General features: G+C 71.5%; 16 protein-coding genes and 1 pseudogene. 9 read left to right on the top strand and 8 right to left on the bottom strand.

The annotated features are described in order from the left end of the window. A complete protein-coding gene (gene miaB, locus ABD944_RS09170; RefSeq protein ID WP_345174331.1) occupies nt 1-1530 on the bottom strand; it encodes a tRNA (N6-isopentenyl adenosine(37)-C2)-methylthiotransferase MiaB in 1530 nt (509 codons plus the stop codon). A gap of 190 nt (nt 1531-1720) precedes the next feature. Between miaB and ABD944_RS09165 the strand changes: the two genes are divergently transcribed. The 5 genes from ABD944_RS09165 to ABD944_RS09145 all read left to right on the top strand — a co-directional run bounded on the left by ABD944_RS09165 (nt 1721) and on the right by ABD944_RS09145 (nt 7407). Further along, nucleotides 1721-2536: an amino acid ABC transporter ATP-binding protein gene (locus tag ABD944_RS09165; protein ID WP_345174329.1), complete on the top strand. Its 816-nt coding sequence runs from the start codon at nt 1721-1723 to the stop codon at nt 2534-2536. A gap of 38 nt (nt 2537-2574) precedes the next feature. Continuing rightward, nucleotides 2575-3444 (top strand): glutamate ABC transporter substrate-binding protein, encoded by an 870-nt coding sequence (locus ABD944_RS09160; protein WP_345174328.1) that lies wholly within the window; start codon nt 2575-2577, stop codon nt 3442-3444. A gap of 110 nt (nt 3445-3554) precedes the next feature. Continuing rightward, the gene (locus ABD944_RS09155; protein WP_345174326.1) at nt 3555-4238 is read left to right on the top strand and encodes an amino acid ABC transporter permease; all 684 of its coding nucleotides are present in this window, start codon (nt 3555-3557) and stop codon (nt 4236-4238) included. Continuing rightward, nucleotides 4235-5218 carry an amino acid ABC transporter permease gene (locus ABD944_RS09150; RefSeq protein WP_345174324.1) on the top strand — a complete coding sequence of 328 codons (984 nt, stop codon included), beginning with the start codon at nt 4235-4237 and terminating at the stop codon, nt 5216-5218. The genes ABD944_RS09155 and ABD944_RS09150 overlap by 4 nt, the downstream gene beginning before the upstream one ends. A gap of 176 nt (nt 5219-5394) precedes the next feature. Further along, complete coding sequence (locus ABD944_RS09145; protein WP_345174322.1) at nt 5395-7407, top strand: S9 family peptidase; 2013 nt, start codon at nt 5395-5397, stop codon at nt 7405-7407. On the opposite strand, the gene ABD944_RS09140 is transcribed toward ABD944_RS09145, so the two are convergent. From ABD944_RS09140 to recA, 4 genes are all read right to left on the bottom strand, one after another. Further along, entirely contained in the window at nt 7408-8640 is a 1233-nt protein-coding gene (locus ABD944_RS09140; protein ID WP_345174320.1) for a glycerophosphodiester phosphodiesterase family protein, read from the bottom strand. 117 nt (nt 8641-8757) lie between these two features. Beyond that, the gene (rny, locus tag ABD944_RS09135; protein WP_345174318.1) at nt 8758-10329 is read right to left on the bottom strand and encodes a ribonuclease Y; all 1572 of its coding nucleotides are present in this window, start codon (nt 10327-10329) and stop codon (nt 8758-8760) included. 611 nt (nt 10330-10940) lie between these two features. Next, complete coding sequence (locus ABD944_RS09130; RefSeq protein WP_345174315.1) at nt 10941-11459, bottom strand: regulatory protein RecX; 519 nt, start codon at nt 11457-11459, stop codon at nt 10941-10943. Between the two features lie 148 nt (nt 11460-11607). Next, a complete protein-coding gene (gene recA / locus ABD944_RS09125; RefSeq protein ID WP_345174312.1) occupies nt 11608-12732 on the bottom strand; it encodes a recombinase RecA in 1125 nt (374 codons plus the stop codon). A 242-nt stretch (nt 12733-12974) separates the two neighbouring features. Here recA and ABD944_RS09120 point away from each other — a divergent pair, with 242 nt between their 5' ends. From ABD944_RS09120 to ABD944_RS09110, 3 genes are all read left to right on the top strand, one after another. Continuing rightward, on the top strand, nt 12975-13841 hold the full coding sequence (locus ABD944_RS09120; protein ID WP_345174310.1) for an ATP-grasp domain-containing protein: 867 nt from the start codon (nt 12975-12977) through the stop codon (nt 13839-13841). A 110-nt stretch (nt 13842-13951) separates the two neighbouring features. Beyond that, on the top strand, nt 13952-14320 hold the full coding sequence (locus ABD944_RS09115) for a hypothetical protein (RefSeq protein WP_345174308.1): 369 nt from the start codon (nt 13952-13954) through the stop codon (nt 14318-14320). A 3-nt stretch (nt 14321-14323) separates the two neighbouring features. Continuing rightward, nucleotides 14324-15481, top strand: coding sequence for a glutathionylspermidine synthase family protein (locus tag ABD944_RS09110; protein WP_345174305.1), 1158 nt, complete (start codon nt 14324-14326; stop codon nt 15479-15481). 6 nt (nt 15482-15487) lie between these two features. On the opposite strand, the gene ABD944_RS09105 is transcribed toward ABD944_RS09110, so the two are convergent. Beyond that, nucleotides 15488-15682, bottom strand: coding sequence for a DUF3046 domain-containing protein (locus ABD944_RS09105; protein ID WP_345174304.1), 195 nt, complete (start codon nt 15680-15682; stop codon nt 15488-15490). A 10-nt stretch (nt 15683-15692) separates the two neighbouring features. Then, nucleotides 15693-16970 carry an alpha/beta hydrolase fold domain-containing protein gene (locus ABD944_RS09100; protein ID WP_345174301.1) on the bottom strand — a complete coding sequence of 426 codons (1278 nt, stop codon included), beginning with the start codon at nt 16968-16970 and terminating at the stop codon, nt 15693-15695. Nucleotides 16971-17145: 175 nt separating this feature from the next. On the opposite strand from ABD944_RS09100, the gene ABD944_RS09095 reads away from it, so the two are divergent. Then, nucleotides 17146-21798 (top strand): Lhr family helicase, encoded by a 4653-nt coding sequence (locus ABD944_RS09095; RefSeq protein ID WP_345174299.1) that lies wholly within the window; start codon nt 17146-17148, stop codon nt 21796-21798. A gap of 77 nt (nt 21799-21875) precedes the next feature. Here the strand turns inward: ABD944_RS09095 and ABD944_RS09090 are convergent. Beyond that, a pseudogene (locus tag ABD944_RS09090) lies at nt 21876-22613 on the bottom strand (DMT family transporter); the annotation flags it as partial. Between the last annotated feature and the right edge of the window lie 128 nt (nt 22614-22741).

The following is a 22741-nucleotide window of genomic DNA, read 5'->3' as shown; positions in this document are numbered from 1 at the left end:
TCAGGGGCGGGTCGAGCAGCCCGGCGCGGACGCGGCGGGCTGGGCCGGGCGCCCGATCGACGGCATGCCCAGCGACACGCCGCCGGCCCCGCCGCCTCCGCCCTGCCGCGCCTCCCACGCGTCGCCCGCGCGCGTCCGGCGGACGCCCAGCGCGGGCCTGTCGGCGACCAGGTGGTGCGGCGCGGCGTAGGTGATCTCGACGGTGACCATGTCGCCGGGGCGGACCGGCTCCTCCGGCACGCCGAAGTGGACGAGCCGGTTGTCGGGCGCCCGCCCGGAGAGCCGGCGCGTCGCCTCGTCCTTGCGGCCCTCGCCCTCGGCGACGAGGACCTCCAGGGTCCGGCCGAGCTGCTTGCGGTTCTCCGCCCAGGAGATCTCCTCCTGCAGGGCGACGAGCCGCTCGTAGCGCTCCTGGACGACCTGCTTCGGCAGCTGGCCGTCCATGGTCGCCGCCGGGGTGCCGGGGCGCTTGGAGTACTGGAACGTGAACGCCGACGAGAACCGGGCCTCCCGCACCACGTGCAGGGTCTCCTCGAAGTCGGCCTCGGTCTCGCCGGGGAAGCCGACGATGATGTCGGTGGTGATCGCCGCGTCCGGGATCGCGGCCCGGACCTTCTCGATGATGCCGAGGTAGCGCGCCTGCCGGTACGACCGGCGCATCGCGCGCAGCACCGCGTCCGAACCGGACTGCAGCGGCATGTGCAGGGACGGCATCACGTTCGGCGTCTCCGCCATCGCGGCGATCACGTCGTCGGTGAAGTCCTTCGGGTGCGGGGAGGTGAACCGGACCCGCTCCAGGCCCTCGACGCCGCCGCAGGCCCGCAGCAGCCCCGCGAACGCCGACTGCCCGCCCCCGGTCATCGCGCGGACCTCGTCGGGCGCGCCGGCCAGGGCGCCGAAGCCCGAACCGTAGGCGTTGACGTTCTGGCCCAGCAGCGTGATCTCCAGGGCGCCCTCGGCGACCAGCGCCTCGACCTCGGCGAGGATCTCCCCCGGCCGGCGGTCGCGCTCCTTGCCGCGCAGGGACGGGACGATGCAGAACGTGCAGGTGTTGTTGCACCCCACGGAGATCGACACCCAGGCGGCGTAGGGGGACTCGCGGCGCGTCGGCAGCGTCGAGGGGAAGGTCACCAGCGACTCTTCGATCTCGACCTGCGCCTCGTCCCGCACCCGCGCGCGTTCGAGCAGCGCGGGCAGCGACCCGATGTTGTGCGTGCCGAACACCACGTCCACCCAGGGGGCGCGCTTGACGATGGTGTCGCGGTCCTTCTGGGCCAGGCAGCCGCCGACGGCGATCTGCATGCCGGGATGGCCGTCCTTCACGGGGCGAAGGTGGCCGAGGTTGCCGTAAAGGCGGTTGTCGGCGTTCTCCCGCACCGCGCATGTGTTGAAGACCACGACGTCGGGCTCGGCCTCCCCCGCGCGGACGTACCCGGCCGACTCCAGCAGCCCCGACAGCCGCTCGGAGTCGTGGACGTTCATCTGGCACCCGTAGGTACGGATCTCGTACGTACGGGGAGCCGTCTCCATTGGCGCACTCATGACAGTCATCCAGGTTACGGGCCCGGCGCGACATGGCGGAACGGGCGGCGCACCCCGCCGCCGCCTTTTATGATCACTCTCCGCCACGACCGAACCCCGTCCGACGTGGGTATTCGTGATCGTATCGGTACCGCGCGGCAACTCGGGCACTACCGGCGATGACATAAAGTCCGTGCCCATGACGGACAGCGAAAGCGGGCCCGAGCTCACCAAGACCGGGCCGGAGGACTCCACCCCGGAGCCTGCCGCCGCAGGTGGCCGGCCGCTCGTCGTAGTCGAGCACGTCAACAAGCACTTCGGCGAGCTGCACGTCCTCAAGGACATCAACCTCACCGTGAACTCCGGTGAGGTCGTCGTCGTCATCGGCCCCTCCGGCGGCGGTAAGTCGACCCTGTGCCGGTCGATCAACCGGCTGGAGCCGATCGACGAGGGCACGATCCTCGTGGACGGCAAGGAGCTGCCCAAGGAGGGCAAGGACCTCGCGAGGCTCCGCGCCGACGTGGGCATGGTGTTCCAGTCGTTCAACCTGTTCGCCCACAAGACGATCCTCGAGAACGTCACGCTCGGGCCGGTGAAGGTCCGCGGGCAGGGCAAGCAGGAGTCGCAGAAGCACGCGATGGAACTGCTCGACCGGGTCGGCATCGCCAACCAGGCGCACAAGTACCCCGCGCAGCTGTCCGGCGGGCAGCAGCAGCGCGCCGCGATCGCGCGCTCCCTCGCGATGAAGCCGAAGGTGATGCTCTTCGACGAGCCCACCTCGGCGCTGGACCCGGAGATGGTCAACGAGGTCCTGGACGTCATGACGGGACTGGCCCGCGAGGGCATGACGATGATCGTCGTCACGCACGAGATGGGCTTCGCCCGCCGGGCCGCGCAGAAGGTCGTGTTCATGGCGGACGGCCAGATCGTCGAGGAGAACACCCCCGACGAGTTCTTCACCAACGCGCGGACCGAGCGCGCGAAGGACTTCCTTTCAAAGATCCTCACGCACTGAGCCGCGGGGCTCCGGCAGAGAGCAGAGGTAGGACGAGTATGCGAGTACGTCGTTTCGGCGCCCTCATCGGGGCGGGGATGGCGCTGTCGCTGGCGCTCAGCGCGTGCGGCAGCGACACCGAGAAGACCGAGGCCAAGACGGTCGTCCAGAAGGCCAAGGACGACAAGAAGCTGACCATCGGCATCAAGTTCGACCAGCCGGCGCTCGGTCTGAAGAAGCCCGACGGCAGCTTCGACGGCTTCGACGTCGACGTCGCCAAGTACATCGCGAAGTCGCTCGGCGTCCCCGAGAACGGCATCACGTTCAAGGAGACGACCTCCGCCAACCGCGAGTCGTTCCTCGGCGGCGGGCAGGTCGACCTCGTGGTCGCCACCTACTCCATCACCGACGCGCGCAAGTCGCAGGTGACCTTCGGCGGGCCATACTACGTCGCCCACCAGGACACGATGGTCAAGGCCGACAACAGCAGCATCAAGAAGGCCACCGACCTCAAGGGCAAGAAGCTCTGCAAGGCGGCCGGCTCCAACTCCTTCCGCCGCATCACCGAGGGCCCGCCGGACGGCAAGCTCAACATCAAGGGCGTCACGCTGGTCGACGCCTCCAGCTACTCCGAGTGCGTGAGCAAGCTGAAGTCCGGCGCCCTGGACGCGGTCAGCACCGACGACCTGATCCTGGCCGGCTTCGCCAACCAGCAGAAGGGCTCCTTCAAGGTCATCAACGACCCCTTCACCGACGAGAAGTACGGCGTCGGCCTGAAGAAGGGCGACACCGAGACCTGCGAGGCCGTCAACAAGGCCATCTCCCAGATGTACTCCGACGGCACGGCCAAGACCCTGCTGGAGAAGCACTTCGCGGGCACCGGGCTCAAGCTCGTCACGACCGCCCCGCAGATGGAAGGCTGCGCCTGATCCAGGGCCGCGACTGACGCCCGTCACGCCGGCGCGTCCCCGACCAGCATCGCCCGGGGACGCGTCGGCCTGGCCTGACTCCCGCTGGAACGTGATGAAACAGCTGAGCAATGTTTGACTTCAGCCCGTTCTTCGACAACTTCGACGAGATCCTCCAAGGGTTCTGGGCGACCCTGCGCCTCGCGGCCGCCGCGGCGGTGCTGTCCCTGATCATCGGGACCCTCCTGGCGAGCTTCCGGGTCTCGCCGGTTCCGGTGCTCCGCGCGTTCGGCACGGGCTACGTCAACATCGTGCGCAACACGCCGCTCACCCTGGTGCTGCTGATGTGCAGCCTGGGCCTGAACGACATCCTCGCGCTGAAGTTCTCCGAGAACTCCTCGACGACCTACTACTGGTGGGCGGTCCTCGGCCTGTCGGCCTACACCGGCGCCTTCGTGTGCGAGACCCTGCGCTCGGGCATCAACACCGTCCCGCTGGGGCAGGCTGAGGCGGCCCGTTCGATCGGGCTGACCTTCACCCAGTCCCTCCGGATGATCATCCTGCCGCAGGCGTTCCGGGCGATCATCGCCCCGCTGGGCAGCGTGCTGATCGCGATGATCAAGAACACGACGGTGGCCGCGGCCGCGAGCTACGCCGAGGTCGCGCTGGTCACCAAGACGATCATCGACAAGCCCACGTTCGCCAACGGGGTCATCCCCCTCTTCCTCGGCGTGTCGATCGGCTTCCTGATCCTCACCCTGCCGACCGGATACTTCTTCGGCTGGCTCGCCAAGCGGATGGCGGTGGCGCGATGAGCAAGGAAGCGACAGTTCTCTTCGACATCCCCGGCCCCCGGGCCCGGGTGCGCAACGCGGTCCTGACCGCCGTCGTGTCGGTCGTGTTCGCGGCCGTCATGGCCGCGCTGATCTGGCGCCTCAGCGACAAGGGGCAGTTCGAGGAGAAGCTCTGGACGCCGTTCCTGAAGTGGACGGTGTGGAGGCACCTGCTCCTGCCCGGCCTGATGAACACGCTGAAGGCCGCCGTCGTCGCCACGGTCCTGGCCCTGCTGTTCGGCGTCGTGTTCGGGCTGGCCCGGCTGTCGGACCACTGGTGGGTCCGCGTTCCGGCCGGCGCCGTGGTGGAGTTCTTCCGCGGCATCCCGCTGCTGATCCTGATCTTCCTGGCGTTCTTCGTCCCGAACAAGATCAGCCCCGCGATCGCCGAGTCCCAGTTCGGCACCCTGCAGCGCTTCTCGGTGGACTACTTCTTCTCGATCTTCGGGGTGGAGATCAACGCCGGGACGGTCACCGTGCCCGCGTTCGCCGCGGTCGTGTTCGGCCTGACGATGTACAACGGCTCCGTGCTCGCCGAGGTGGTGCGCGCGGGCGTCCTGTCGATCCCGAAGGGGCAGTCGGAGGCCGCCTACTCCATCGGGCTCCGCAAGAACGGCGTCATGCGGCTGGTGCTGCTGCCGCAGGCGATCACGGTGATGATGCCGGCGATCGTGAGCCAGATCGTCGTCCTGCTCAAGGACACCGCGCTCGGGTTCATCATCGCCTACGGCGAGTTCCTGCAGGCCGGCTTCAAGCAGGTGCCGGCGAACTACAGCAACAACGTGCTCCAGGCCGGCATCGTCGTCGCGGTCATCTACATCGCGATCAACATGTCGCTGAGCCGCGTGGCCACGTGGCTGGAGGGGCGCAGCCGCCGCAGCCGCAAGACCGAGGCCAAGACGATGGGCTCGGGCGGCCCCGCTCCCGTCGCCGGGGTCGGGGTGACCCAGCAGACCGTCTGAGGGATCCGCTCGTCCGCGAGGGGCGCCGCCGTTCTCCGGCGGCGCCCTCCGCTGTCTCCGGGGCGGGCGAACCCTGATGTTACCGGCGGGTTTGCCGGGGACGAGCTTGTATCTTTCCGAGCTCAAACGGCCCGTCATGGCCCCAACCGATCCCCGTATGCGGGACGATTCCTGTTATGACCGCTCGTGCGACCCTTCCCTACGGCTCATGGCCTTCACCCATCTCTGCGGCCGATGTCGCCCGCGCCCGGCTGCGCCTCAGCTTCCCCACCGTCGCGGGCGACGACGTGTGGTGGCAGGAGACGCGGCCTGAGGAGGGCGGACGGGCCACGGTCGTCCATCTGAAGGACGGTCATCGCACCGAGCTGCTGCAGGCCCCGTGGGACGCGCGCACCCGCGTCCACGAGTACGGCGGCCGGTCCTACCTGCCGGTCCGCACCGGCGCGGGGTGGTCCGTCGTGTTCTCCAACTACGAGGACCAGCGGCTGCACCGGCTCGACGAGGGCGACCCGAAGCCGTACCCGCTGACACCCGAGCCCGCCGTCCCGGCGGGCCTGCGGTACGCCGACTACGTCCTGTCCCCGGACGGGACGGAGGTCTGGTGCGTCTGCGAGGGCCACATCGCCGAGCCCGCGGCCCCCGAGGCCGAGCAGGGCGCCGAAGAGCAGCCCGCCACGGGCATCCGGCGCGCCATCGTCGCCGTCCCGCTGGACGGCAGCGCCGCCGGCGACGCCGGCGCGATCCGCGAGCTGGTCTCGGGCGCGCAGTTCTACGCGGGCCCCGTGCCGTCCCCCGGCGGAGGGCATCTGGCGTGGGTGCAGTGGAACCACCCCCGCATGCCGTGGGACGGCACCGAGGTGCGCGTCGCGGCGATCGAGGACGGCGCGGTGGTCTCGCCCCGCACCGTCAAGGGCGGCCTCACCGAGTCGGCCCTGGCGCCGCTGTGGCGCGACGACGAGTCCCTGTACGTGATCTCCGACTGGCCCGGCTGGTGGAACATCTACCAGGTCGGCCTGCACGGGGAGTCCGCGCAGGCGCTCTACCCGGCCGAGGAGGAGTTCGCCGCGCCGCTGTGGCAGCTCGGCGGCATGCCGTACGCGCTGCTCGGCGACGGGCGCCTCGCCGTCCTGCACGGCGAGGGCGACATGCGGCTCGGCGTGTACGACACCGACACCCTCGACCTCGTCGACCTGGAGGTCCCCTACGAGCACTGGGCGCCGCAGCTGTCCACGGACGGCTCGACGATCGTGGGGATCGCCGGCGGCCCGGACCTGCCGGCCTCGGTGGTGCGGGTCGACACCACCACCGGGCGCGTGGAGGGGCTGCGCCGGGAGCGGGCCGAGGTGCCCGACGTCGCGTACCTGTCCCGGCCGCGCGCCGAGCGCCTGGAGGGGCCGTTCGGCCGCCCCGTCCACGCCTACGTGTTCCCGCCGACCAACCCGGAGGCGGCCGGGCCGGACGACGAGCTGCCGCCCTACGTGGTGTTCGTGCACGGCGGTCCCACCGGGCGCGTGTCGACGGTGCTCGACATGGAGCGCGCGTACTTCACCAGCCGCGGCATCGGCGTGATCGACGTCAACTACGGCGGGTCGGCCGGCTACGGCCGCGCCTACCGGGAGCGGCTGCGCCGCCAGTGGGGCGTGGTCGACGTCGAGGACGCCGTCGCCGCCGCCCGCGCCCTCGTCGACGGCGGCATCGCCGACCCGGAGCGCCTGGCGATCCGCGGCGGCTCGGCCGGGGGCTGGACGACGCTCGCGGCGATCACGCAGACCGACGTGTTCAAGGCCGCCACGTCCTACTTCGGGATCAGCGACCTGCAGCGCTTCGCCGAGAGCACCCACGACTTCGAGTCCCACTACCTGTTCGGCCTCATCGGCCCCCTCCCCGGATTCGAGCGCGCCTACGAGGAGCGCTCGCCGATCAACCGCGCCGACCGCACGGCCTGCCCCGTCCTGCTCCTGCAAGGGCTGAGCGACCCGATCGTGCCGCCGGACCAGTCCGAACGGTTCGCGCAGGCGCTGGCCGAGAAGAAGATGCCGTACGCCTACCTCACCTTCGAGGGCGAGTCGCACGGCTTCCGCAAGGCCGACACGGTGATCCGCTGCCTGGAGGCGGAGCTGGCGTTCTACGGCCAGACCCTCGGGTTCGAGCCTCGCGGCGTCGAACCCGTCGACCTCACGATCGGCTGATCAGGGAACGATGTAGGAGGAGATGTCGAGCAGCGTGTGGTCGGCCCGGAAGAACGACACCGTGTCCCCTGAGGTGTTGTTCAGGAAGCCGACTGTCAGGCCGTTGTAGTAGGCGTCGGGGCGGTTCGTGCCGGGGCCGACGTAGACGCGCAGCAGGCTGCCCGGCGGGATCACGTATCCGGGGCCGATCCGCATCAGGTTGCTCGCCTGGTCGCGCAGGTAGCCGCCGCTCACGTCGACCGGCCTGGACGTCGTGTTGCGCAGCACCACGTGCTCGCTCTTCTCCGGCTGGGCGTCGTCGCCGCTCGGGTCGGGGAAGACACTGTCGATCACGACGCCGTTCGCGCCGGGGAAGGGCCTGCGGCCGTCGAGGATCCGCCGGGTGGTGGCGGGGAAGTTCGTCGCGAGCCAGTCATAGCCCTGGTTCGCCCCCATGGAGACCTCGGCCGGGCTGTCCACCGGGTCGCTGAACACCTTCAGGCCCTTGGCGTGCGCACGCCTGACGTCGTCGGCGCTGGTCGCCCTGGGGTGGGCGTACACGCTGACCGTCCAGCCCGCCAGAGCGGACAGCTCGTCGTCGGAGAGCATCTTCCCGCCGGTCAGGTAGGACAGCTGGACCTTGGGCGCGGACGCGTGGAACTCCTTGAGCGCCTCCTGGTCGCGGGAGTGGACCTGCACCCGGTAGGCCCCCGACCTGAGCGTGCCGCCGTCGGTGAGGCCCGCCGCGTTCAGCTCCCCGGCGAGCAGCGTGGCGATCCCCGGGCTGTTGGCGGGCGCCTTCAGCTCCAGGCTGAGCCCGGTGTCCCTGTCCCTGACGGCGAGCAGCTCCTTCAGGGTGGGCACCCGCTGGCCCGCGTACCGGGCGTCGAACCAGGACCCGGCGTCCAGCTTCTTGATCTCGGCCAGCGTGAACTGGCCCACCCTCCACGGCGCCCGGTCGGGGAAGACCTGCTCGACGTCGGTGGTCCGGGCGAGGGTGTCGTCGTGCACGAGCACGATCTGCTCGTCGGCCGTGAGCTGCACGTCGCCCTCCAGCACGTCGGCCCGGTCGCGGACCCCGTCGCGGTAGGACGCGAGCGTCTCCTCGGGGGCCTGCCCCGGCGACCCGCGATGCCCGACGATCACCGCGTGCGCCCGCTTCCCCGCGGCCTGCGGCGCGGCCTGGGCACTGCCCGCGAAGGCGAGGGCGGCGGCCAGCACGGCCCCGCCCCCGATCATGGCGATCCTGTTCACGCAATCCTCCCGCCTGGAAATGACTTGATCATCACCGCGGGAGCTTGCGAACACCAGACCGGCCGCTTAATTTCCCCCAAACCCCAACGAACCGCCCGGTCGCCGGATCGCCGCCGGTCAGCGGGCGAACTCGATCGCCCGGGACTCCCGGACGACCGTGACCCGGATCTGGCCGGGATAGGTCAGCTCGTCCTCGACCTGCTTGGCGATGTCGCGGGCGATCACCTGCGCCTGGATGTCGTCGACCGCGTCGGGCTTCACCATCACCCGGATCTCGCGGCCCGCCTGCATCGCGAAGACCTTCTCCACGCCCTCGTGCCGGTCGCGGGCGATCTCCTCCAGCCGCTCCAGCCGCTTGACGTAGGCCTCCAGCGACTCGCGGCGCGCCCCCGGCCGGCTGCCGCTCACCGCGTCGGCGGCCTGGGTGAGCACGGCCTCCACGGTCCGGACCTCGACCTCGTTGTGGTGCGCCTCGATCGCGTGGACGACGTCCTCGTGCTCGCCGTAGCGGCGGGCGATCTCGGCGCCGATCAGCGCGTGGCTGCCCTCCACCTCGTGCGTGAGCGCCTTGCCGATGTCGTGCAGCAGCGTGCACCGCTTGGCGACCTCCACCGGAAGCCGCAGCTCGCCCGCCATGATCCCCGCGATGTGCGCGGACTCGATCAGGTGCTTGAGCACGTTCTGCCCGTAGGACGTCCGGTACCGCAGCTGGCCGAGCAGCGCGATCAGCTCCGGGTGCATGTCGGCGATGCCGACCTCGACCAGGGCGTCCTCGCCGGCGCGGACGCACAGCTGCTCGACGTCGCTGCGGCTGCGCTCGTAGATCTCCTCGATCCGCTGCGGGTGGATCCGGCCGTCCAGGACGAGCTTCTCCAGCGTCAGGCGCCCGACCTCACGCCGCACGGGGTCGAAGCAGCTCAGCAGAACCGCCTCCGGCGTGTCGTCGATGATGAGGTTCACGCCCGTGGTGGTCTCGAAGGCGCGGATGTTGCGCCCCTCGCGGCCGATGATGCGGCCCTTCATCTCGTCGCTCGGCAGGTGCAGGACCGACACCACCGACTCGGCCGTCTGCTCGCTGGCGACCCGCTGGATCGCCAGCGTCACGATCTTGCGGGCGCGCTTGTCGCCCTCCGCCCTGGCCGCGTTCTCGATCTCCCGGACGATCGGGATCGACTCCCGCTTCGCCTGGTTCTCGATCGCCGCGACGAGCTCGCCCTTGGCCTGCTCGGCGGTCAGCCCGGCCGCCTGCTCCAGGACCTTGCGGCGCTCCTCGGCGATGCCGTCGAGCTCCTGCCCGCGGGCCTCCAGCGCCTTCTTGGTCTCGGCGAGCCGCCCCTGCCACTCCTCCAGGCGGCGCACCTCGGTGTCGAGCCGCTGCTCCCGCTCGGCGAGCCGCGCCTCCCGGCGCTCCAGGTCCTCCCGGACGGTGCGGAGGTCGTCCCGGAGGGTCCTGCCCTCCTCGTCGAGCTCGGCGCGCCCGGCGGCGGCTGCCTGCTGCGCCTCACGCTCGGCCTTCTCCAGGACGGCCCGCGCGTCCTTCGCGGCCCTCTCCCTGATCTCGTCCGCCTCGCCCTGCGCCCGGGCCATCTCGGCCGCGGCCCTCCCGGGCGTGCCGGGGCGCCGCACCAGAACGATCACGAGAGCGACCAGGGTCACCAGCAGCGCTGCACCCAGCAGGACGCTCTCCATGAGGCAGATCCTTCCTCGCCGCGGGCCCGTCCGGAGTACAGGCCCTGCCTAGCGAGGACTTACTCGCGCGCGCGGATGCACGACATCGCGGGACGGCGCGGCGGCGCGCCCCGGCGATCCGGCCGAATCCGGTCGACGAAGCTGTCCTTTATGCCTCTCAGCTGCTGGAACGTGCTCGGTCGTATGGCAATCCGCGAGACGCGGAGTAACTCCTCACTGCCGTAACGGTAAGCGGCACAGAGGTAATGAGCAAGCAAACGACGGGCATTCCGGACTAACCGAACGTCGGCGTGACTCCTTCCTTACCGCCTCCCCTGACCCCCGTCCCCCGCTCCGACCTGCACCATCACACCGTCACCCGCCCCCGCCTCCGGCCCCCTTCCGGACACCGCCCCACCACCCCCGGCGTGTCGCTCCCACCCGCAAGACCCACCCGGCCGGTCAGTCACCACCGGCAGCAGATCCTTCGGGTCGGTGCCACCGCTGACCGAGGCCCTCCCTGTGGCCCTGCGAGACGCAACGAGCCGGTCAGCCGCCCAGGAGTGGGGAGCCCCTCGGGGGGGGCGGCTCTTTGGAGGCGCTTCGGTGCCTTGTGCGGTGTGGCGGGTTGGTCAGTCGGGAGGGGCTGGGAGGGCTTCGGGGTCGGTGCCCTCTTCTGCCAGGGCTTCCTTGACCACTCGGTAGGCCAGGGCGGGTGAGTAGCCCCTGCGGGCGAGCATGCCTACCAGGCGACGCATGCGTTTGGCCGGGTCGGCGCCTCGGGTGGACGGGAGCTTGCGGGCGACCAGGGCGCGGGCCGTCTGCTCCTCCTGGTCGGGGTCCAGGGTCTCCACGGCGTCGTTGACGGTCTCGTTGGCAACGCCCCGGCGGCGGAGCTCGGCGGCGAGGGCCCGCTTGCCCAGGCCTCGGCCGGCGTGCCTGGACTGGACCCATGCCTGGGCGAAGGCCTCGTCGTCGATGAGGCCGACGTCGGTGAAGCGGCCCAGGACGCGTTCGGCGACGTCGTCGGGGATGTGCTTGCGCTGGAGGGCCTCCGCCAGCTGGGCCCGGGTGCGGGGGGAGGCGGACAGGAGGCGCAGGCAGATCTCGCGCGCCTTCGCCTCTGGGCCGTTCTCGCCCGCGGCCGTCACGGGGAGCCGGCGGGGGCCATGGGAGCGGCGGCGCCATCGGGGAAGTTCCGGGCACCGGTCGTGCGGTGCCGGGTAAGGCGCCGCCGCCCTGCATACGAGATCATCGCTTACTCTTCGTCAAGAGTCACCCGTCTCGGCGGATTCCTTGTCAGGAATCACCCGTTTTGGCGGCCTTGGCGCCCCTTTTCGCGGCGGGGGCCTTGACCGGGGCGGGAGCGGGAGGCTCGGGCGCGGCGCCGGCGGCGCCCGCGGCGGCGGGCTCGGCCTCCTTGTCGACCTTCGGGCCGATGCCGAGCTTCTCCTTGATCTTCTTCTCGATGCCGTCGGCCAGGTCGGGGTTGGCCTTGAGGAAGTTGCGGGCGTTCTCCTTGCCCTGGCCGAGCTGGTCGCCGTCGTAGGTGTACCAGGCGCCGGACTTGCGGACGAAGCCGTGCTCCACGCCGAGGTCGATCAGGCCGCCCTCGCGGCTGATGCCCAGGCCGTAGAGGAGGTCGAAGTCGGCGACGCGGAAGGGCGGGGCCATCTTGTTCTTGACGACCTTGACGCGGACGCGGTTGCCGACGGCCTCGGTGCCGTCCTTGAGCGTCTCGATGCGGCGGACGTCGAGGCGGACGGAGGCGTAGAACTTCAGCGCGCGGCCGCCGGTGGTGGTCTCCGGGGAGCCGAACATGACGCCGACCTTCTCGCGGAGCTGGTTGATGAAGATGGCGGTGGTCTTGGTCTGGTTGATGGCGCCGGTGAGCTTGCGCAGGGCCTGCGACATGAGGCGGGCCTGGAGGCCGACGTGGCTGTCGCCCATCTCGCCCTCGATCTCGGCGCGGGGCACCAGCGCGGCGACGGAGTCGATGACGACGATGTCGATCGCGCCGGAGCGGATCAGCATGTCGGTGATCTCCAGGGCCTGCTCGCCGGTGTCGGGCTGGGAGACCAGCAGGGCGTCGATGTCGACGCCGAGCTTGGAGGCGTACTCGGGGTCGAGCGCGTGCTCCGCGTCGACGAAGGCGGCGATGCCGCCCATCCTCTGGATGCTCGCGACGGCGTGGAGCGCGATGGAGGTCTTGCCGGAGCCCTCGGGGCCGTACACCTCGACGACGCGGCCGCGCGGCAGGCCGCCGATGCCGAGGGCGATGTCGAGCGAGATCGCGCCGGTGGGGATCACCTCGACGGGCGCCCGCGCCTCCTCGCCCATCCGCATGACCGACCCCTTGCCGAACTGCCGCTCGATCTGGGCGAGTGCGGTCTCGAGAGCCTTCTCCCGGTCGTTCGCTGCCATGAGATGTCCTTCTCGTTGAGATGTGTCGGCTCTCGGCCGCTGCTTGCGATGTCGAGGGCGACGTTACGGCGGGCCACCGACACTTTCGACCGCGGCGCGGTCCGATGACGCCGCCGCGGGACCCGCCCAGCTTACCGAACATCCGTTCGATCATCGTCCCGCATGCCGATTTGCGGCGGAATCTCCGTGCGATCGATGGTCCCGACCCCGTAACCTGGCGGGGTTGACGGAGGGTTCCAATCATGACGCTGACCGTCCTCTTCTGCGTCGATCCGCTCCATCCCCGGCGCGTTGACCCCCACTTCGCCCGTGAGGCCGCCGCCGTGCGGGACCACTACGGCGAGATCGCACTCATCGACCACGACGCGCTGCGGCGCGGGGACGTCGAGGACGCGGTCGACGCGGCGCCCTCCGACCTGGGCCCGGTCTGGTACCGCGGGTGGATGCTCTCGGCGGAGGAGTACGGCGCGATGGCCGCCGCCCTGAAGCGCCGCGGAACGGTGCTCCTGACGCATCCGGACGACTACCGCCGCGCGCACGAGCTGCCGGGATGGCACGACACGTTCGCGGGGCTGACCCCGCACAGCGTCTGGCGCCCTCTCGGCACCGGCCAGGACCCCGGTCCCCTCGCCGAGCTGGGTGAGCTCGTCAGGCCGCTGCGCGGCGGGCCCGGTGTGGTCAAGGACTACGTGAAGTCGTGCAAGCACGAGTGGGAAGAGGCGTGCTTCGTCCCCGACGTGAAGAACCTCGCGCAACTGCACGACATCGCGGCGAAGATGGTCGCGCTGCGCGACGACCATCTGGCCGGCGGCCTCGTCGTGCGGGAGTTCGAGCAGTACGAGGAAGGCGAGGCGCGCGTGTGGTGGGTGGACGGCGAACCCGCTCTGGTGGGCCCGCATCCCGACAGCCCCGGCGTGGAGCTCGATCCGGACCTGGGCGCGGTGGCCCCCGCCGTCCGCGCCCTGGGGTGCCGGTTCATCACCACCGACCTGGCCCGCCGCGCGGACGGCGCCTGGCGCGTGGTGGAGGTCGGCGACGGCCAGGTCAGCGACCTGCCCTCGTCGGTGGACGCGATGGACCTCTACGCCCATCTCCCCGTGCCCGAATAGCAGTCGCACAGGTGATGTGGCCGTGATCGAACCGGATTAGGGTTTTCGCCGTCTCATCACCTGTGGCCCTCGGCCGCCGATCGATCCCTCCGCGAGAAGGACGTGTTCCCTTGCCCCCTCAGGAGCCCACTCGCCGGCTCAGCTCCCGCGCCGTGAAGGTGGGGATGGTGAGCGCCCTGTCGTTGACCCTCGTCGCCTGCGGTTCCGGTTCGACGACGGCGAGATGCGTGGACCGCAACGCGCCGGCCAAGGGCAAGGGCGGCTACAAGGTCGTCCCGGACGACAACTGCAACGCCGGCGACATCGACGACGGGGCCAACAACGCCTACAACCGCTACTTCTGGTACTACGGCGGGAAGAGCCGGTCCGGCTTCGTGTCCGGCGGCAGCCAGTACCGTCCCGAGGGGAAGATCAAGTCGAGTGGCGGGCGGACGCTGAGCCGGGGCGGGTTCGGCGGCGGCGGCCGGGGCGGGAGCTGACCCGTGCGCCGAGTCCGTTCCGCGCCGCGCGAGGGCTGGGCGGAGAAGGTCGAGGCGCACGGCCTGGCCTTCCACCGCACCGCGCACCCCGAGCATCTGACCCGGCCCTACTGGGACGAGTCCGTGCACTACGTCTTCGACATGGACGAGGTCCTGGCCCTCGAAGGCGTCGTCGAGGAACTGCACCGGATGTGCCTGGACGTGGTGGAGCACGTCGTGTCCACCGGTCGTTACCACGTCCTCGGCATCCCCGACTGGGTGGCGCCCCTGATCGAGGAGTCGTGGCGGCGCGGCGACCCGCACCTGTACGGGCGGTTCGATCTGCGCTACGACGGCAAGGGGCCCGCCAAGCTCCTGGAGTACAACGCCGATACGCCGACCGCGCTTGTGGAGAGCTCCGTCGTCCAGTGGTACTGGCTGCAGGACACCCACCCCGAGGACGACCAGTGGAACTCCATCCACGAGCGGTTCGTGGCGCGCTGGAAGGAGTTGGCGCCCACCGTGGGCGGCGGGCCCGTCCACTTCGCCTGGACCACCGGTGACGAGACCGGCGAGGAGGTCATGACGATCGCCTACATGCAGGAGACCGCCGAGGAGGCGGGCCTGCCCGGCGTGGCGATCGCCATGGAGGACATCGGCTGGGACCCCGCGCGCGGACGCTTCGTCGACCTCGACGAGCAAGCGATCGGGACGCTCTGCAAGCTCTACCCCTGGGAGTGGATCGTCGCCGAGCCGTTCGGGAGCAACATCCCGGGGACGCCGACGTCGTGGATAGAGCCGATCTGGAAGATGGTGCTCTCCAACAAGGCGCTGCTCGTTCTGCTGTGGGAGCTGTTCCCCGGCCACCCCAACCTGCTGCCCACCTACCTCAACACTCCGTCGAACCTGACGTCCTATGTGCAGAAGCCGCTGCTCGGGCGGGAGGGCGCGAGCATGCGCATCGTCACGCCGGACGGTTCCGAGCAGCGGACCCAGGGCGACTACGGCGCGGAGGGGTACGTCTTCCAGGAGTTCTGCGCGCTGCCGGAGTTCGACGGCGAACACCCCGTGCTCGGCGCGTGGGTGGTCCACGACGGGGCCGCGGGCATCGGTATCAGGGAGACGTCCGGGCTCATCACCGACGACACGTCGTCCTTCGTCCCGCACCGCATCGCGCTGTAGACGGCCCTAGCGCAGGGTCGCGGGGACGTCGAAGGTGGCCACGACCGCCTGCCAGACCTTCTTGGCGGATTCGCCCTCAGCGAGGGCCTGTTCGATGGTGCGGCCGCCCAGCTCGGCCATGACGTAGTCCTTGGCCACGCTCTCGGCGTAGTGCTCGCCGAACTGCTGGTTCATCCGATCCCAGAAGAGTGTTAGCCGCACGTGTCCCACGCTATCCGACGGATGGTTCTCCCAGGGACCGCGTCACCTCGCCGGGCACCTCGGGGGCGCGGCCCTGGCGGTACTGGCGGTGCAGGCCCGTCAGGTACCGTTCGACGCCTTCGATGACCCGGGCCGTCCGGTAGGAGGGGAAGACGTCGAAGCCGTGCTGGGCGCCCTGCATCTCGGCGTAGAGGACGGGCGAGTCGGAGACCTCCCGCAGCCGTTCGACGAATCGGCGGGCCTCGACCACGGGGATGAGCGAGTCGCGGCTCCCGTGGATGACGAAGAAGGGCGGCGCGTCTTCGCGGACGTAGGTGACCGGGGACGCCTTGGCGTACGCCTCCTGGTTCTCCGCGAAGGGCTGCTTGACGACCATCCGTTCCATGAGGCGGGTGGTGCCGAAGGGTCGGGGAAACGTTCCCGGCTCGAAGAAGTTGTAGAAGCCGTAGAAGGGGACCGCGCCCTGCACCGTGGTGTCCGCGTCCTCGAAGCCCGGCTGGAATTCGGGGACGTTCGCGGTCAGGGCCACCATCGCGGTGAGGTGCCCTCCGGCCGACCCCCCGGTCACGCACAGGAAGTCGGGGTCTGCCCCGTACTCCTCGGCGTGCTCCTTGTACCAGGCGACGAAGTGCTTCAGGTCGATCAGGTGCTCCGGCCAGGTGGCGCGCGGGCTGAGCCGGTAGTTGACGTTGAAGCCGACCCATCCCTGGACGGCCATGTGGTTGAGCAGCGGCAGCCCTTGCTCGCGCTTGTCGCCGATCACCCAGGCTCCGCCATGGATCTGCATGAGCCCCGGGCGCAGCTCGCCGTCGGCGCGTTCGGCCGCGGGACGGAAGACGTCCAGTTTCAGGCGCAGGCGGCCTTCCTGCCGGTACACGACGTTGCGTTCGACGCGGACGCCCTTGCGCGGGACCAGGCACAGCGGAGGGACGATCAGGTGTCCGAGCGGGTAGCGCGGCGCGCCCTCCGGGTCCAGTTCGAGGGGAGCGCCGCTGTCCCGGAGGGTGACGACCGTCCGGCGGGAAGCCGCGAGGGTGGCCGCGACGCCCGCCATGCCGAGGACCGCCAGGGCGAGCCCGGTCCAGCCCGCCCAGCCTTCCAGTCCCCCGAAGGCCGCGGCCAGGGCCGCGGCGGTGGCCCAGGTGACCAGGACGTGCGGTGCCAGCTCGATCGTGAGCCAGCCCGCGAAGAAGCTCGCGGTGAGGAGGCCGGGGCTGCGCCGCGGGGCGTACGCGTTGGCCGCCGTCAGGGCGAACAGGACGCCCAGGGCGAGGAGGACGTAAGGCATCGCTACTCCCTTGCGGAACGTGGGCCTGCCCGCTCCACCATGACCATACAAGCGCTTGCTTACAATAGTTCCCGCGGGGAGGAGCGCCCCCCGCACCCCCCGGTTCGCTTCGCTCCTCCGTGTGAGCCGCGCCACGCCCGCGCATTCTGTCCGACCCGCAAGGCAGTATGGCGACATGGGCGGTGACGTGCTCGAACGTTTCTCCCCGGCGACCCGCGCCTGGTTCACCGGGGCCTTCGCCGCACCCACACCCGCGCAGGCCGGGGCGTGGGAGTCCATCGCCGGCGGCGACAACACGCTGGTCGTGGCCCCCACCGGGTCCGGCAAGACCCTGGCGGCCTTCCTGTGGTCCCTCGACCGGCTCGGCACCGAAGCCCTTCCGGAAGACCCCCTGCACCGCTGCCGCGTCCTGTACGTGTCGCCGCTGAAGGCCCTCGCCGTCGACGTCGAGCGCAACCTGCGCGCCCCGCTGACCGGCATCCGCCACGCGGCGCGGCGCCTCGGCCTGCCCGAGCCGGACGTCCGCGTGGGCATGCGGTCGGGCGACACCCCGGCCGACGAGCGCCGCCGCCTGGCCGTCAGGCCGCCCGACATCCTGATCACGACGCCCGAGTCGCTGTTCCTGATCCTCACCTCGCGGGCGCGCGAGTCGCTGCGCGGGGTGGAGACCGTCATCGTCGACGAGGTGCACGCCGTGGCGGGCACCAAGCGCGGCGCGCATCTCGCGCTGTCCCTCGAACGGCTGGACGCGCTCCTCGAACGCCCCGCCCAGCGCGTCGGCCTGTCGGCGACGGTCCGCCCCGCGGACGAGGTGGCGGCGTTCCTGGGCGGGCCGAGGCCCGCCGCCGTCGTCCAGCCGCCTTCGGAGAAGGTGTTCGAGCTCGACATCGTCGTCCCGGTGGAGGACATGGGCGAGGTCGGCCGGTTCGTCGACGACTCGGGGACGCCCGACCCCCGCCAGCGCAGCATCTGGCCCCACGTGGAAGACCGCCTGCTCGACCTGATCCAGGCGCATCGCTCGACGCTCGTGTTCGCCAACTCCCGGCGCCTGGCCGAGAGGCTGTGCGGACGGCTGAACGAACTCGCCTACGAGCGCGCCGCAGGCGAGCCCCTGCCGGAGGACCACTCCCCCGCGGCGACGATGGCCCAGGCGGGCGCCGCCAAGGGGGCGCCCACGGAGATCGCCAGGGCGCACCACGGCTCCGTCTCCAAGGAGGAGCGGGCCGGTATCGAGAACGCCCTGAAGGAGGGCCGGCTGCCCGCGGTCGTGGCGACGTCCAGCCTGGAGCTGGGCATCGACATGGGCGCGGTGGACCTGGTCGTCCAGGTGGAGTCGCCGCCGTCGGTCGCCAACGGGCTCCAGCGGGTCGGGCGCGCCGGCCACCAGGTCGGCGCCGTGTCCAAGGGCGTCATCTTCCCCAAGTACCGGGGCGACCTCGTGCAGACGGCCGTGGTGGCCGAACGCATGCGCGGCGGCGAGATCGAGGAGCTCCGGTACCCGCGCAACCCCCTCGACGTCCTGGCCCAGCAGATCGTCGCGATGGTCTCCATGGACGAGTGGACGGTCGACGACCTCGAATCCCTCGTCAAGCGCGCCGCCCCCTACGCCACGCTTCCCCGGTCGGCGCTGGAGGCGTCCCTGGACATGCTCGCCGGGCGCTATCCCAGCGACGAGTTCGGCGAACTCCGTCCCCGTCTTGTCTGGGACCGCGTGACCGGCGTGCTGCGCGACCGTCCGGGCGCCCAGCGGCTCGCCGTGACCAGTGGCGGGACGATTCCGGACCGCGGCCTGTTCGGGGTGTTCCTCGTCGGCGAGAAGGCGTCGCGCGTAGGCGAACTCGACGAGGAGATGGTGTACGAGTCGCGCGTGGGCGACGTGTTCGTCCTCGGTGCGAGCTCATGGCGGATCGAGGACATCACCCCCGACCGCGTGCTCGTCTCCCCCGCCCCGGGCCAGCCCGGCAAGCTGCCGTTCTGGCATGGCGACACGCTGGGGCGTCCGGCCGAACTGGGCCGCGCGCTCGGTTCGTTCACCCGCGAGCTGGCCCGGCTGCCCCAGGAGGAGGCGCAGGAGCGCGTCACCTCGGCCGGCCTGGACGACTGGGCTTCCGCCAACCTCGTCTCCTACCTGACCGAGCAGCGTGAGGCCACCGGTCACGTACCCGACGACCGCACTATGGTCGTCGAACGGTTCCGCGACGAGCTCGGCGACTGGCGCATGGTCGTCCACTCGCCGCTGGGCGCTCGTGTGCACGCTCCCTGGGCGCTCGCCATAGCCGGCCGCCTGCGCGAGCGGTACGGCGTCGACGCTCAGGCCATGCACGCCGACGACGGCATCGTCATCCGCATCCCGGACATGGACGAGCCCCCCGGCCTCGACCTCGCCGTCTTCGACGCCGACGACATCGAGCGCATCGTCGTCGACGAGCTGGGCGGGTCGGCGCTGTTCGCCGCCCGGTTCCGCGAGTGCGCGGCGCGCTCGCTGCTGCTCCCCCGCCGCCGTCCCGACAAGCGCATGCCCCTGTGGCAGCAGCGCCAGCGCGCCGCGCAGCTCCTGGCCGTGGCGAGCAAGTACCCGTCGTTCCCGATCGTGCTGGAGACCATGCGCGAGTGCCTGCAGGACGTGTTCGACGTCCCGGGCCTGGTGCAGCTCATGCGCGACCTGTCCGGACGCAAGGTCCGCATGGTGGAGGTGGAGACCTCCGAGCCGTCCCCCTACGCGCGTTCCCTGCTGTTCCACTACGTCGGCGCGTTCATGTACGAGGGCGACTCGCCCCTCGCGGAGCGCCGCGCGCAGGCTCTCGCGCTCGACTCGGCGCTCCTCGCCGAACTGCTCGGCCAGGCCGATCTGCGCGAGCTGCTCGATCCCGACGCCGTCGCCGAGACCGAACGCGAACTCCAGCGCCTCGCCTCCGACCGCCGGGCCCGTGACATGGAGGGCGTCGCCGACCTCCTCCGCACGCTCGGCCCCCTCAGCACGGCCGAAGCGGCCGAGCGCACACTGCCCGCGAGCCTCGGCGCCCCGCCGGACGAGACCGCGGCCACGGCGGGTGACGAAGAGACCGCCGCGGTCAGCGAGCCCGTCCCGGACGGGGTGCTGGTCCAGGTGTCGCGGTGGCTGGCGGAGCTCGAGGCGACACGGCGGGCGATCCGCGTGCGGATCGCCGGGGAGGAGCGCTGGGCCGCCATCGAGGACGCCGCCCGGCTCCGGGACGCGCTCGGCGCGCCGCTGCCGGTGGGGGTCCCGGAGGCGTTCCTCGAACCGGTCGACGACCCGCTCGGCGACCTGGTCTCCCGGTACGCGCGCACGCACGGGCCGTTCCGGGCGGCCGAGGCCGCCGCGCGCTTCGGGCTGGGCGTCGCCGTGGTCGTCGAGACGCTGCGGCGGCTGTCGGGCGCGGGCCGGGTCGTCGAGGGGGAGTTCCTCCCGGTCGGTTCCGTGACGGGCCCGCTGACGACCGAGTGGTGCGACAGCGGCGTGCTGCGGATGCTCCGGCGGCGTTCCCTGGCGCGCCTGCGCGCCGAGGTCGAGCCGTCCCCGCCGGAGGCGCTCGGCCGGTTCCTGCCGGTCTGGCACGGCATCTCGGGCGGGTCGCGGCTGCGGGGCATCGACGCGCTCGTCCAGGCGATCGAGCAGCTGCAGGGCGCGGCGGTCCCCGCCTCCGCGCTGGAGTCGCTGGTCCTGCCGTCGCGGGTGCCCGGCTACACCCCGGCCATGCTCGACGAGCTGACCTCGGCCGGCGAGGTCGTGTGGGCGGGCCAGGGAGGGCTGCCGGGCGGCGACGGCTGGGTGGCGCTGTACCTGGCCGACACCGCCCCGCTGCTCATGCCGGCCCCGGCCGAGATCACGCTCACGCCGGTGCACCAGGCCGTCCTCGACGCCCTCGGCGACGGCGGCGCGCTGTTCTTCCGGACGCTGTCCGACCGCGTGAACAAGCAGGCCACCGCCAACGACGCCGACCTCGTCACCGCCGTGTGGGACCTCGTCTGGGCGGGCCACCTCACCAACGACACGCTGGCCCCGCTGCGGTCCGCGCTCGGGTCGGGCCGTCCGACGCACCGTTCCCGGACGACGCGCCGCGGACGTCCCGTCCTGCCGTCCCGGACGGGTCCGCCCACGGTCGCCGGACGCTGGTGGCCGCTCCCCGAGCGCGAGCCCGCCGCGACCCTGCGCTCCCACGCGCTCGCCGAGGCGCTCCTGGAGCGGTACGGCATCGTCATCCGCGGCGCCGTCGCCGCCGAACGCACCCCCGGCGGCTTCTCCGCCGTCTACCCGGTCCTGCGCGCGTTCGAGGAGACGGGGCGCTGCCGGCGCGGCTACTTCGTCGAGGGCCTGGGGGCCGCCCAGTTCGCGCTGCCGGGCGCCGTCGACCGGCTCCGGGCGCTCCTCCCGGCGGCGGCCGCCGCACCGGACGACATCTCCGCCCTCTGGGAGACGCCCGGCAAACCCGCGGTCCGCGCGCTCGTGCTCGCGGCGGCCGATCCCGCCAACCCGTACGGCGCGGCGCTGCCCTGGCCGGAGCGCGCCGACGAGGTCGCCAGCGGCCACAAGCCGGGCCGCAAGGCCGGCGCGCTCGTCGTCCTGGTCGAGGGGCGCCTCGTCCTCTACGTCGAGCGCGGCGGGCGGACGCTCCTGACCTGGGACGACGATCCCGGCGTCCTGCAGCCGGCCGTCGACGCGCTCGCCCTGGCCGTCCGCGAGGGTGCGCTCGGCAAGCTGACCGTGGAGCGCGCCGACGGCGAGGCGATCGGCGACTCCCCGCTGGCCGCCGCGCTCGAGTCGGCCGGGTTCCATCCCACGCCTCGCGGGCTGCGGCTGCGCTCCTGACCGCCCGAGCCCCGAAGCGCGACGGTCACGGCGGCGGCGCATACGAGCACGCCCAGGAGTGACGGCAGGGTGAGCGTGCTGCCGAACATCAGCCATCCCCACAGCATCGTCGTGGGCGGTGTCAGGTAGAGCAGGGCGGACACGCGCGCGACCCCTGTGCGCCGGACGTTGACCCAGTACAGCCCGTACCCGCCGAACATCGCCAGCACGACGAGGATGGCGATGGCGGTCCAGAACGCGGGGTCGGCCGGCGGAACCAGTGAGCCGTCCACGCCGGCGAAGCCCGAGAACACCACGGCGCTCACGCCGGCCTGGACGGCCAGCGCCTCCGGGAGCTCCAGCGAGGGGCGCGTGCGGCGTTCGACGAGGGTGGCGCCGACGAGGGAGAGCATGGCGGCGAAGGGAAGCGCGTACGCCCAGGCCGGGGCGTCCGCGCTCAGGTCGCCGCCGACGACGAGGGCGACGCCGCCGAGACCGGCGGCGAACCCGGCGAGTTGCCGGCGGCCGACCGGTTCGCCGAGCAGGGGCGCGGCGAGCGCGACCGCGACGAGCGGCTGCAACGCCGTGATCAGGCTGTTGACGCCCTCCACGACGCCGTGCTCGGCGGCGAGGAACACGCCGGAGAGGTAGCCGACCTGCCCCAGCGTCCCGATCAGGGCGTGCAGGGCCAGGTCCCGGGGCGGGATCCGGCGGCGGCGCCACAGCAGCCAGATGCCGAGCGCGCCCGCGCCGATGACGAACCGCCAGGCCAGCAGCGCGCTCGCGGGCGCGCTGCGGGTGCCGAGCTCGGCGCCGACGAACCCGGAGCTCCACATGACGACGAACGCGGCGCCCAGCAGGGCGTCCGATCGGCGGATGTCCACTGGCCCTCCCGAGGTATACATACCGGTATACCTACAACGTAGCCATACCGGTATGTATACTCCGAGTCACCCCCCGAGGA

It is taken from the genome of Actinomadura verrucosospora (assembly GCF_039540335.1).
GTDB lineage: Bacteria > Actinomycetota > Actinomycetes > Streptosporangiales > Streptosporangiaceae > Spirillospora > Spirillospora verrucosospora.
Note: the sequence above shows the minus strand (reverse complement) of the source record. Positions and strands in the feature narration are given on the sequence as shown.

What these genes read in the sequence shown, in the direction of transcription:
- miaB (WP_345174331.1), bottom strand. Translation starts at nt 1,530, where the DNA reads ATGGAGACGGCTCCCCGTACGTACGAGATCCGTACCTACGGGTGCCAG.
- ABD944_RS09165 (WP_345174329.1), top strand. Translation starts at nt 1,721, where the DNA reads ATGACGGACAGCGAAAGCGGGCCCGAGCTCACCAAGACCGGGCCGGAG.
- ABD944_RS09160 (WP_345174328.1), top strand. Translation starts at nt 2,575, where the DNA reads ATGCGAGTACGTCGTTTCGGCGCCCTCATCGGGGCGGGGATGGCGCTG.
- ABD944_RS09155 (WP_345174326.1), top strand. Translation starts at nt 3,555, where the DNA reads ATGTTTGACTTCAGCCCGTTCTTCGACAACTTCGACGAGATCCTCCAA.
- ABD944_RS09150 (WP_345174324.1), top strand. Translation starts at nt 4,235, where the DNA reads ATGAGCAAGGAAGCGACAGTTCTCTTCGACATCCCCGGCCCCCGGGCC.
- ABD944_RS09145 (WP_345174322.1), top strand. Translation starts at nt 5,395, where the DNA reads ATGACCGCTCGTGCGACCCTTCCCTACGGCTCATGGCCTTCACCCATC.
- rny (WP_345174318.1), bottom strand. Translation starts at nt 10,329, where the DNA reads ATGGAGAGCGTCCTGCTGGGTGCAGCGCTGCTGGTGACCCTGGTCGCT.
- recA (WP_345174312.1), bottom strand. Translation starts at nt 12,732, where the DNA reads ATGGCAGCGAACGACCGGGAGAAGGCTCTCGAGACCGCACTCGCCCAG.
- ABD944_RS09120 (WP_345174310.1), top strand. Translation starts at nt 12,975, where the DNA reads ATGACGCTGACCGTCCTCTTCTGCGTCGATCCGCTCCATCCCCGGCGC.
- ABD944_RS09100 (WP_345174301.1), bottom strand. Translation starts at nt 16,970, where the DNA reads ATGCCTTACGTCCTCCTCGCCCTGGGCGTCCTGTTCGCCCTGACGGCG.
- ABD944_RS09095 (WP_345174299.1), top strand. Translation starts at nt 17,146, where the DNA reads ATGGGCGGTGACGTGCTCGAACGTTTCTCCCCGGCGACCCGCGCCTGG.